Origin of the sequence: Parabacteroides goldsteinii (assembly GCF_020091425.1) — a bacterium.
GTDB classification, from domain to species: Bacteria; Bacteroidota; Bacteroidia; order Bacteroidales; family Tannerellaceae; genus Parabacteroides; species Parabacteroides goldsteinii.
On record NZ_CP081906.1, the window covers coordinates 5,257,034 to 5,269,334 of the forward strand.

The following is a 12,301-nucleotide window of genomic DNA, read 5'->3' on the forward strand; positions in this document are numbered from 1 at the left end:
TATTTTTCAGTATATTACCTTATACTTAAAGAATCGTACGATCGCATCATAAAATTCCGAATTAAAATGTTTGGTATGGCTATCAGTCACACAAGAGCTGACTATAAACAAATCATCTGTAATCATCCATGTTATCGCCGCCGGATGATTTTTGCTGAACTCCTCCAACACAGATACATACTTGTCATCCATATAAAATACCGGTATTTCCGATTTCAATCGTAGCAGTTCATTTTGCACATCTTTTCGTGGCAAATGCGATATGATCAGCATCCTCCCTCCGATTATTTTTTTCAGTTTTTCCAATGAATTCAGCTGTTCCATAATACAAGAGGAGCATGATAAGTCCGAAAAATAGAAAACGACATTATAGCCTCTTATCAATGTTTCCAGTCCCATGCGTCCTATCATTTTATCCTGATACCCCAATGTCCCTGTTACATTCTCAAACTTTTTCCCGTTCAGTTTTAAATAAGAATAGGCCTTCCCCAACTCTTCATTCAAATACTCATCGGAAACTATTTCATTCTGTGAAACGACTTTATTGTCATTCTTTTTCATGGCAAAATTTAAAAATATATTCGCTACCACGGAAATCAGAATAGCAATATACAAATAGATTCTTTTCATATAGATTCAATTTTATAGTTGTTACTTCTTTACTTTCAATAAAAAGATCATCGGATTAGTTTCCCCGATATTATTCCGATCCGGAAAACGTTCCTCAATCATCGCTGTTAATTCTTTTGCTCTTTTAGCAGTCAGAAGTCCTTCTTCCTGCCAAACCTTAAAACCTATATTAATAGCTGCCTGCAACCTTTCTTGCGGACCTACCGATATCAAATAATCTTTATATTGGCCAATTAGATGAGAAAGACCTATAAACAAAAAATCATTCAATATATGGCTAAAGGTTTTGACTTTTTGTGTCTTTTTGTCGTAAACCGTAAACTGGGGAATAACTATATGCTTATTTTTAATAAAGACCTTGTCATTTATTTCAAATATATCCTTAATCCCTGCCATTTTCTTACACTCTAATAGAACTGTCAGAGGAAGACGAGTTCTTTTAAGAATACTCTCACGGTCGACCTTACTCATTGATTTATCTTTATAATCAATAAAATATTTTGGAGTTAACTCTCCACTTCTTACACTAAAAACAGAATCACGCATGTATTCTGCAAAAAGAATTTCATTATCGAGTTTTCGGAAAATGCAATCATGAATATATGGAGATTTATTAATAAGCGGATAATACTTATTAATCGTTTTTCCTTTATCATCTTTGATTACCAAAGAATAAGCAGGATCACCCATAACCGGACTTTCCCTATATAGGTAAAATAAGTTATCTTGATACTCAAACTTATCTGCGTAATAATTCATCTGTATATCCTTTATAAAATCTCCTTCAAAAGAAAAAATAAGAACTTTCTTTCTCATTATGTCATACAAATAAATAAGTTGTTGCTCTTCATTCAACGAAAAATCAGATAAATCAACAAATTCGTCAGGTCCCTGTCCACAATTTCCAACCCTATATAAATATTTTCCACTATGATCGAAAACGTAAATACCCTTTTGATTATATCTTTCCATTATGAAAATACAACTGTCAGACATCACAATCTTTTCAACTTTGTCCAATATACAATCACCCGAAAATTCAAGAGGAATCATTTTTATATCCTCTGCAAAATCGGATAATTTACCGTAATCAGTTTCCATTTCCGTTATCGGTATAGAAACGATATCTCCTCTCACAGTATTTTTCTTATCTTCTTTTGTTAAATCACACGCAATAAATATAAAAATCAACAATACATACAATATATTTTTCTTCATACTTTTACTATTTAGCATTTATACCAATAAATACTGCTCTAAAATGATCAGTTCTATAAAACCGATTTGCTTTCAGAGCAGTATCTTTCCTAAGTTACTGCGTAGCAGGTGTACCATACATTTCAGTCATTTGTTTCCAAAAGTCCGCACAAAAGAAAGGAGTACATTGTGCATTACCTCCACGTTGACATTTTACTGAAGCATCACTAACAATTATAGGAGCAATCCCATCAGCTCTAATTTTAACTTTTATTCCAAAAACAGAAACCTCAGAACCAGGTTCCCCTTCAACATCCATTGTACATGATGATGCTAGCCGTGACCAAAGAGGATGTGTCTCAATATCACCACTCGTTCCGGTATCATTACTCTGCCCCAACACTTCTAAATGAAGCGGATGATCCTTAACACCATAGCCACTCCAGGCGTATTGGATGTTTAACACAATTGCCAAAAGGAGCATTGCTCCACCGATTTTCAGAAAGCTTTTCTTTGTCATGCTTACCTCCAACTTTAATTGTTATTACTTATTGATTACGCATGAGTTGCTGTAACTCCTGCATATTTTTTATATCCTCTCGCTCGTTTATCAACTCCCGAAGTTCCTTTTTCACACTATCGCTATTTTTCCATTGCCTGACATAATAATTCGTGTAACAGCCCAAATAACACAAATAGAGAATCAACCCTACAATCATCATGAACTGAATACGTTTCACTTTTAAATGTATGATCGTCACAAACAAATAGGCCATAAGAAGACAAACGCCAACACCCGGCAAATAGAGGTATCGATCAGCCACAATCGCAAATCGTGATATAGGTATAATATGAAGTACAAATAACAGATGTATCAGGAAAAATAACGAAGTAAAAATAATGATCCTTTTTTGTCGTAACAGATAAATGCAACAAACGACAAAAACAACGACTACCGGATAAAACCAATAATGGAAAGGCATAGCGTATCCCGGTAAGATCGGGAAAGGATACAAATAAGACAATTTAATGGGTATCAAACATTTTGTCAAATATTCGATTAAGGAATAAGCCGCAAAGACAACCCGGTCAATCAATGGATAATCCAGCTCTTCCCGCCGGAACCCTTGTGCTAGCATGGGGATGGTTCCCATATAAAGAGACAGCAGCAGAAATGGCAGTTTCTCTTCCCATGTCTTCAGACGAAGCAGTCCTCTGTCTGTTACAAAATCGACCAGTAATAAACATAATGGAAATACCACAGCCTGTTCTTTCCCTAAACAGGAACAAAGAGCTAAAGCCAGAGTTACCACATAATAACTTAACTTTTCCGTACGGATAAATTTTAAGTAGCATAAAAGTCCCGTTAAATAAAATGATGTATAAACAAGAACTTTGGATGCGCTTATCCAGGCAACCGGTTCTACGTTGACCGGATGGATTGCCCATAACAAAGTAGCCAGAAAAACGATTTGTTTGTTATACATCGTCGTAAGCCGGGATGATTGAGTCAATAGACCGGAAAGAAAAAAATAAAGCAACACGACATTCAACAGATGTACTCCCAAACCGGCCAAATGAAATATCACCGGAGAGTACCCGAATAATGAATAAATAAGTACATAGCCTATTTCATTCAGGGGCGAATACTGACCACCATGAGTTTCTGTGAAAATTCGGTACAGATTCTCCCAGGTAAGTCCCCCGGAAGTATACGGATTAATCACACACCATTGATCATCCCAATAATACAGAAAATCATTTTCTGACAAAGGATGATAAACGATACACGTCATCACCAGTATAAAAAACAGAGGGCAATACCTTTTTATTCTTGTTGGCATATTCATAGCATTTATATTTAGCCGGTTACACATTAAAAGATGACGAACTATTTCCCGACCGTACAATATATTCAGGACGGTTTTTGCACTGCATAAACATTTTACCCAAATACTCTCCTATAATACCGAGCATTAATAAGATTACTGCCCCCAACACAGAAATCAGTATAGCCAGAGATGCCCAGCCTGTCACAGCCTGCCCCGAAATAAAAACAGCATATAAATAATTTCCGTGATGGAAAGTAAAGCGAAAAAAGCAGCAAAAAGAATAGCCCATCGTAGCGGGCGGATACTGAAAGAGGTGATCCCGCAAACGGCAAACAAAATCATTTTCTTTAAAGAATACTTCGTAGTCCCCGCATAACGCATCCGAGCCTGATAAGGTATCTGTATCCTGTGAAAACCGACCCATGAAACCATCCCACGTAAGAACAGGTATTCTTCGCGACAACCACGCAATGCCTCAATTACTTTCCTGTCGAGCAGGCGGAAATCTGCACAACCTTCTGTTACCGTTACATCAGATAAAAAATTCATCAGACGGTAAAAAAGACGAGAACTAACTGTTTTGAAACAATTAGACTGTTTACTATCTATCCGGATTGTATCCACGATATCATATCCATCCGCCCAACAAGCTAACATATCAAAAATTAACGCTGATGGATGTTGCATATCTGCATCCATAGTAATAACGACTTCACCCTGTGAATAATCCAATCCAGCTTTCAATGCTTTCTGATGCCCGAAATTCCGGGAAAAACTCAACCAGCGGACATGAGAATCCTGTTCGGACAATAGCAATATTGTTTCCAGGGTATGATCTGTACTTCCATCATCCACGAAGATTAATTCATAAGGGCAAGATAATTTATCCATTACCGGACACAGTTCCTCATACAACACATTAAGACATGCATCCTCATTAAAGCAAGGGATTACAATAGATATATTTTTAGGAGGCTTTTTCATACATATTAAATATAATAATCCGCATAACGTCCGTTTAATGACCAACATTACACAGATCCTTTTAATACAAACGCATGAAAAAAATAAATGACCCCACTAAAAATAGAGAAAATGCTTCGATAAGAATAAATGCATGATACAGACAAACCTATCGGTTGTATCATGCTAGTCTTCTAACCTGACAAGTCGTGTATATTTACACAAATATTTTAAATTCCCTTGCTATTTTCCAACTCTAAGATTCCTTTATAATCCTCCACCCCCATCTCTTCCTTCAGCGGATATGAAATATCCGGACAGATATACCCATCCTCAAATAAAGTTTCCGGTTCATAAAAAGCTTCCGTCGAAGGAATCTGATACATTACCTTCGAATTAGGTAAAGTCCCCCTGATAGCATTTCCACAAATAGGATAATATTGACCAGCCTTTTCCCCAACTAATGTAGCTGCCTTAAACGCTTTTATTGATAAACAAAAATCAGCTCCGGCAGAATATGTTCTATTTCCCATAATCACAAACACGTTCCCTTCGTAACCGGATTCCCTGGCCGGTGCAGACTCTTCTAAAACAGCTACCCCCTTTTCCATAATAGGATTTCCAAAAGTCTCCAACCAATAATTTTTGGTTGTTTCATTTTCATTGAAGAACTTCTTGACCAGATCCGATTTAAGGTATTCCTCTATCCCTGCTCTCTTACCCGTCATTCTTACTTTGGAAGTAAACGCATCTGCTTTTAAATGATTTATTATGACAGAATTATTACCATCCGATCCGCCTCCATTATGCGTGACATCTATAAACAACGTTTTTATCCCCTTACTTTTCAGTTCGTCAAAAAAGGTATCCACGTATTCCTTATAACGCTTCACATCTTCTTCGCCATAAATCATACAACTATTATAATAAAGAACTGCTATTGAATCTTCCGGATATAATTTTGAAGAGTAAGGCTGGGTATAAATAGGATTCTTCTTTGCCCTACGGGTATCCACACAAATAAGCGTATCACGAGTTCCATTCGCAGTCTTTAATACGCCGGTATAGGTCGTTGTACTCTTATTTGCAGGAGACAATAACAAATTCAACAATAAATTCATATTCTCATTTCGGATTTTCGAAGGCTGGTCCCACGGAATCATAGAATCTACATCCAGGGCTGTATAAGAAGCGAAAGAATCTCTCACAGCCAATAAAGTATCATTCCCTAACAACATCAGATTTCCCTGAAATTCAACAGACGGAAAATGATAGCGCCCCGGAGGAGAAAAGAAATCGAAAACCCCGACATGCCCGTCCAGGAATTTACGGGTCTTCATCAACCTGAATCCAAAATCCTCTCTCGCCATAGGCTCAGAACAAGACTCTATCATCTCAGCCTCCAACCTGACAAAAGTCAGCGAATCATAACGTTGATAGGGATCCGGATGAATATCCCTGATCATATGAAAATAGAACCGGATATCCTCTTTCATCTCTGCCGGACTTAACAAACCATCCTTATCAGAACATCCTATAAAGGATAACCACATCAAAATACCTATTATCAAGTTTCTCATAATAACACCGGATTTACAGTCATGTTTTGAATCTCATCAAATATAGGCATTAATTCTATAATCCGACAGTATATCTTATTAATTCATTTCGTCGAAAGTTCCCCGAAGATAATCCCAATTACCCGCCGGGAATAAAAAATTACCTGCCAGACAGAGTGATTTTCCCGAGATATATTATACATTTGTACAAATCCTCTTTTCGTATCACAGTTGTGAAACAAAAGAAATCCATCTGTGAAACAAACGGAATCCAACTGTGATATGAAAGGAAGACAACTGTGATATGCAATACTAAACTGAAATTTACCTTTTTACAACGACTATTATGGGAGCAAAATATGCGTTATATGAGAATCCGAACCCCAAAGGCGACGGAAAGAAGCAACCTTTACATGCCCGGATTGTACCCAGAGGAACGATCCATACACAGGAGATTGCAGAAGAGATAGCTGATAGTTGCGGCTATTCCACGGCCACCACCAAAGGAATGCTGGATGCGCTGGCCAAAGTTATTTCGAAAAATCTGCGGTACGGATATACTGTCGAGTTAGATGACCTGGGTTCATTTTCCATCTCCCTGAAAAGTCGCCCGGTGATGGATAAAAAAGAAATACGTTCCTGGTCCGTAAATTTCGGGAATGTGCATTTCAAAGGGAGTAAAAAATTAAAAAATCGTTTGAAGTCTATAGACCTGGAAAGGGACTCCGATGCCTGTGCTACAAGCTATTCTCCTGAACAACGGAAAGGCCGTATGCTGATCGCATCGGAAGAAAAAGAGTTTTTCACTGCGGCACAATACATGCGGTTAAACGGATGTAACCGGTCCACAGCCGTGCGCGACCTGAAAGAGCTGATCGAAGACGGCAGAATAAAAAAGCTGGGATATGGAAAGGCTGTATTATATGTGCCCATTAATAAACAGGAAAAAATATGAATAACTTTTCAGGGACAGAGAAACATGCCTTTTCGAAAATATATCTGATATATTTTCCTAAATTGGTACGGTTCGCACGCGAATATGTTGTATCCATCGAAGATGCCGAAAACATCGTACAGGATATTTTCATGTATTTGTGGGAACACCGCGATATGCTGGAGTCCCTGACCAACCTCAACGCTTTCCTGTTCACACTGGCTAAAAACAGATGCATCGACTTTTATCGCCATAAAACATTAATAGACAGTAAAAAAGAATCACTGGACAGTCTACAGGACAGAGAACTGAAACTGAAAATGGAAGCCTTGATGCAATTCGATGAAAACATTTTTACCGAAAAAGAAATAGAAAATTTATTAGCCCAGGCAATTGAACACCTGCCGGAGAAATGCCGGCAGGTGTTCATTCTGAGCAGAATGAACGGATTAAAGCATGAGGAAATAGCCACGCAACTGAATATTTCTGTCCATACCGTACAAAATCACATCGTAACCGCTATACGTAAATTAAAGGTTGAATTGAAAGACTACCTCCCTCTCTTTATTTTCATTATCTAAAATCTTTTCCAAAAAAAATTTATTTTTTTTCTGTTTCCGCCTAGTAGATGGTCGGAAGTATTTCGTCATACTAATAGAAAGAGTAATAAAGTATCATGAACGAACAACTAGATAAATATTTCCTTGGGGAACTTTCAGACACAGAAAAGAAAGATCTCTTCGACCAGATAGAATCCAGTCCGGAAAAGAAAGCTGAATTTATCCGTATGCAAAATACGGTAACTATTTCAAAGCTGGGAGAACAAAATGGAGACGATAAATGGGCTTCACTCAAAATGGAAGAACTGGGAAGTCGCATCAACCGGAAACAGGCCCGCCGGCTTTATCTCAATCTGGCAAAATATGCCGCTGTCGTAGCCATCTTACTGATTAACATCTGGCTGCTTACCGACAAATTCATTCCGGAAGAAAAAGCACCGCTCTATACAAAGATAGAAGTCCCTAAAGGTCAACGTATCTTTATGACCCTACAAGACGGGACAGAAGCCTGGTTAAGCCCCCGCTCCGTTATCAAAATACCGAATGAATTCAGCAAGGATGAACGTTCGGTAGAACTGGATGGTGAAGGATTTTTCTCGGTAACAAAAGATGCCAAACGACCTTTTATCGTGAAAACACAACGTTATGATATAAAGGTACTCGGAACCCGCTTCAATGTATTTGCTTATTCGGAAAGCGAACGATTTGAAACAAACCTGGTAAAGGGGAGTGTACAAGTCACAAATAACAGTAAGCCGGAGGAAAACATTATACTGAAACCCAACGAGATGGTATCCTTGTCGAATGGGAATCTGATAAAAACAGCCGCTTCATTCAACAACGAAGAATATCTGAAAAGCGGAATATTCTATTTCAGCAACAAGAAATTCTCGGAAATACTGGATTATCTCACGTTATGGTATAACGTAAAATTCGATGTGAAATCATCTGCCCGGATCGACCAGTATGTATCTGGTAAGTTCCGCCAGAGTGATGAAATTGAAAGGATCCTGAAAGCGTTACAAGGGGTGCATCATTTCCAGTATAAGATAATCAATAACGAAGAGATCGAAATATATTAAATACAACATATTCACCTAAAAATAGAATGCCTATGAAGTAAAGCCAGATCATTACACAGGAATGGTATAAAAAAGGGGCAAGTGTTACCAGCACTCACCCCAAGTCAATACCTTCCTTCTTTCATGTATTCCACAAACATTCAAAAACAGTATTAACTTTTAAAGCTATGAGCAAAGTTATGAAAAAAAACTTATTGCTATTGTTCAATTGTGTCAATTATATTGAATTAAAGCATACAATTCGTATTATGAAAATAACAACAGTTCTCACGTTAATTGCAATTTTCCAGCTTAGTGCAACCTCTTTGCATTCGCAAAATGCAAAAGTGAGCATCAGCAGGAATAATCTGCCACTCAAAGAATTTATCAATGAGATAGAAAGGCAGACCGATTATCTTTTCATGTACAGCGAAAAAGAGATTGACCTGCAGGAAGAGATACATGTAAATGCAAAGAATAAACCTGTATCCAAAGTGCTGGAAGAGGTATTCGGTAATAGTGAAATTGCCTATAATTTTAATGAGGGGTATATTTCGTTACGTACGAAAAGTGCCTCTGTCCAACAAAATAAAAAAAAGATTACGGGTATTGTTTCTGACAACTTAGGACCTGTTGCCGGTGCCAACATCATGATAAAAGGGAGCACCATCGGTACGGTCACCGATATGGACGGACGTTTCACGCTGGAAGTACCCGAACAAGCAACATTAGTAGTCTCCTATATCGGGTTCCTTCCACAAGAGATCAAAATAGGAAATAAAAGCGAATTTGCTATCTCATTAAAAGAAGATACAAAATTATTGGACGAAGTGGTTGTGATTGGTTACGGTACAACCTCTGCTAAAAAAATGGTATCGGCTGTTACATCTGTAAAAGGTGAAACATTGCAAGATCTGCCATTCCCGAACGTGGCATCCACCTTACAAGGTAGAGCTGCCGGTGTTGTCATACAGAATCAAGGAGGAGAACCTGGAAGTGAACCCAAGATATCCATTCGAGGCGGCGGAGATCCTGTCTATGTTATCGACGGTATCATTTCCACAGATAGCTGGGAGTTCAAAACGTTAAACCCGGAAGATATCGAAAGTATCTCCATTCTAAAAGATGCCGCTTCATTGGCCGTTTACGGTTCACGTGCAGCTGACGGTATTGTACTAGTAAAAACAAAAGAAGGACGAAAAGGAAAAAGATCCATCGTTTATTCTTTGAACGCTCAATACAGCCAACCGACCGTTTTGCCGAAAAAGATAGATGCTTATACATTCGCAAGTGTTCAAAACCAAGCAGCCACGGCTGACGGATATGGAGAATACCACCAATTCTCTCAAGAAGAGATGGAAACTATAAAAAATCAGTCTAATCCTTATTTATACCCCAATACGGATTGGTATGCGTTAGGGTTAAAGAATTTCGCTCCGGAATACAGACATTCGTTATCTATGACAGGTAATCAAAAAGACGTAAACTATTATTTGTCACTAGCAGCATTCGACCAGGGAAGTTTATATACATCAGATGCCCTGAATTATTCCAGATACAATCTCCGTAGCAATGTGAACACAACCTTTGAAGAAATCGGGCTAAAAGTGGCTTTGAACATCAATGCGGCAATGGAAAAGAAAAAATATCCATCCTATTCAGCCAATACCATTTGGGATCACTTAAATGCAAAATCACCTCTGGACTTGGCTTACAATGAAGATGGCACTTTAAGCACTGTATCCGATAACCCGCTGATGGAAATGGATGAACGTTCAGGATACGACAAGAACGACGGAATGTACCTCAATACGCAATTTGTCGCAGACTGGGCTTTACCTTGGGTGAAAGGATTGTCGCTCGGTACTATGCTCTATTACCGTGTCAACTCCAGCCACGTGAAAAAACTTTCCGCTCGCGCACCCCAATATGGCATAGATGGGTCACAGTTGGAAGTTGCCAAGCCCTCTTTAAAAGAGGAGGCCTACTTTGGTGAATCTTACCAGTTTGAATTGAGCGCCTCTTTCCAGCGTACGTTTGCCGATGTACATTCTATTGACGCGAAAGCCGTATTCACGGCAGCAGAGAACACCGGCCATGACTTCTGGGCTTCACGTAGAGATTATCTCTCAAGTACGGTTGACCAGTTATTTGCCGGTTCAAGCACAACCATGCAAAATGCAGGAAACTCAAAAGAAGGTGGACGCATGGGGCTGGTCGGCCGTTTAAAATATGATTTTGCAAACCGCTACTACATTGAAGGTAGTTTCCGCTATGACGGCTCGGACAACTTTGCCCCGGGACACCGTTGGGGATTCTTCCCATCTGTTGCTTTGGGATGGGACATCACAGAAGAACCTTTTTTCAAAAGCTTCGACTTAAAAAATGTAGACCTTTTAAAACTGCGTGGTTCTTACGGACAGATGGGAACAGAAGCTAATGTAAACCGATTCGGCTATTTATCTACTTACAATATGGCAGAAAACGCGATTTGCATCGGAGGAAATTTATTATCCGGATTCAATGAAGGTGAATTAACTTCTCCCGAATTGCTAAGCTGGTTTACCCGCAATTCATTAAACTATGGTATTGACGTTGCTTTCTTAAACCATCGTTTGAAAGGTTCGATCGATTATTTCTTCTATGTAACCAAAGGAGGTTTGGTTAATCCGGCAGATCGTTATACCACTCCGCTGGGAACCAAACTGCCACAGATCAAATCGAAAAACGAACATCGTCGCGAAGGTTTCGAATTATCCATGAGATGGGGCGACTCTGTCGGAGATTTCCAATATGAAGTCGGAACGAACATGACGTACTACAACAATCTATCCGTAGTGAAACAGGAAGAAGCTTTGTCTACTTTGAAAAACCCGTATAAACGAAGTGTGCATCAAACAGATTACAGGGATGTCATGCTTATTGACAACGGCCTATACCAATCAGTCGGACAAATACTGGGAGTGCCCCGCAGATTAGCATCTTCTGAAACTAAATTAGGAGATATCGCTTATCAGGATCTGAATGGCGATGGTAAAATCGATGGTGAAGATCAGATTCGTTACGGCATGCCGGAGGCTCCGCATTTCACATACGGTGTAGATTTTGCTCTTTCTTATAAAGGCTTCTCTTTATCCGGACTGTTCTACGGGACCGGTAAACGCCACATGGAATTTGGAGTCAACACAAAGAAAGACGAATCACTTTATATAAAAAATGAATATCAACTGGATTACTGGCGGGAAGATAATCCAGATGCCATGTTCCCAAGAAGATCTTTATCTGCTAATATAAATGGAAAAAATAATCAGGAAAAATCAAGCTTTTGGTTCAAGAACGCATCTTTCTTACGTTTGAAAAACTTGTCACTAGCTTACGATTTCAAATACAAATTATTGAAAAGTGCCAACTGGCTCAGTATGTGCAAAGTCAGCCTGACAGGAAGTAACCTGTTTACAATTTCCGGAGTATCAGAATATTTCGATCCGGAAACCACAAGTACAAACGGAGGTTACCCGGTACAACGTGTTTACTCCGTAGGCGTAACAGTAGGATTTTAAAACAG

General features: G+C 38.8%; 10 protein-coding genes. 4 read left to right on the plus strand and 6 right to left on the minus strand.

The window, feature by feature from the left end; translation table 11 throughout:
• Positions 1-6 precede the first annotated feature (6 nt).
• The 6 genes from K6V26_RS22035 to K6V26_RS22060 all read right to left on the minus strand — a co-directional run bounded on the left by K6V26_RS22035 (position 7) and on the right by K6V26_RS22060 (position 6,202).
• A complete protein-coding gene (locus K6V26_RS22035; RefSeq protein WP_009860586.1) occupies positions 7-630 on the minus strand; it encodes a hypothetical protein in 624 nt (207 codons plus the stop codon).
• Positions 631-651: 21 nt separating this feature from the next.
• Positions 652-1,848: a 6-bladed beta-propeller gene (locus tag K6V26_RS22040; protein ID WP_224263874.1), complete on the minus strand. Its 1,197-nt coding sequence runs from the start codon at positions 1,846-1,848 to the stop codon at positions 652-654.
• A gap of 94 nt (positions 1,849-1,942) precedes the next feature.
• Positions 1,943-2,347: a hypothetical protein gene (locus K6V26_RS22045; RefSeq protein WP_010801275.1), complete on the minus strand. Its 405-nt coding sequence runs from the start codon at positions 2,345-2,347 to the stop codon at positions 1,943-1,945.
• Positions 2,348-2,375: 28 nt separating this feature from the next.
• Entirely contained in the window at positions 2,376-3,671 is a 1,296-nt protein-coding gene (locus K6V26_RS22050; protein ID WP_224263875.1) for a hypothetical protein, read from the minus strand.
• 189 nt (positions 3,672-3,860) lie between these two features.
• Positions 3,861-4,643 (minus strand): glycosyltransferase family 2 protein, encoded by a 783-nt coding sequence (locus tag K6V26_RS22055; RefSeq protein ID WP_224263876.1) that lies wholly within the window; start codon positions 4,641-4,643, stop codon positions 3,861-3,863.
• Positions 4,644-4,852: 209 nt separating this feature from the next.
• Positions 4,853-6,202, minus strand: a complete 1,350-nt coding sequence (locus tag K6V26_RS22060; RefSeq protein WP_224263877.1) for a S41 family peptidase — start codon at positions 6,200-6,202, stop codon at positions 4,853-4,855.
• Positions 6,203-6,527: 325 nt separating this feature from the next.
• On the opposite strand from K6V26_RS22060, the gene K6V26_RS22065 reads away from it, so the two are divergent.
• The 4 genes from K6V26_RS22065 (at position 6,528) to K6V26_RS22080 (ending at position 12,296) form a co-directional block, all read left to right on the plus strand.
• A complete protein-coding gene (locus K6V26_RS22065) occupies positions 6,528-7,136 on the plus strand; it encodes an HU family DNA-binding protein (RefSeq protein WP_009860572.1) in 609 nt (202 codons plus the stop codon).
• Positions 7,133-7,696, plus strand: coding sequence for an RNA polymerase sigma-70 factor (locus K6V26_RS22070; RefSeq protein ID WP_046145791.1), 564 nt, complete (start codon positions 7,133-7,135; stop codon positions 7,694-7,696). Before K6V26_RS22065 ends, K6V26_RS22070 begins: the two co-directional genes overlap by 4 nt.
• 95 nt (positions 7,697-7,791) lie before the next feature.
• Positions 7,792-8,757 (plus strand): FecR family protein, encoded by a 966-nt coding sequence (locus tag K6V26_RS22075; RefSeq protein ID WP_224263878.1) that lies wholly within the window; start codon positions 7,792-7,794, stop codon positions 8,755-8,757.
• A gap of 167 nt (positions 8,758-8,924) precedes the next feature.
• Complete coding sequence (locus K6V26_RS22080) at positions 8,925-12,296, plus strand: SusC/RagA family TonB-linked outer membrane protein (RefSeq protein ID WP_224263879.1); 3,372 nt, start codon at positions 8,925-8,927, stop codon at positions 12,294-12,296.
• Positions 12,297-12,301 lie beyond the last annotated feature (5 nt).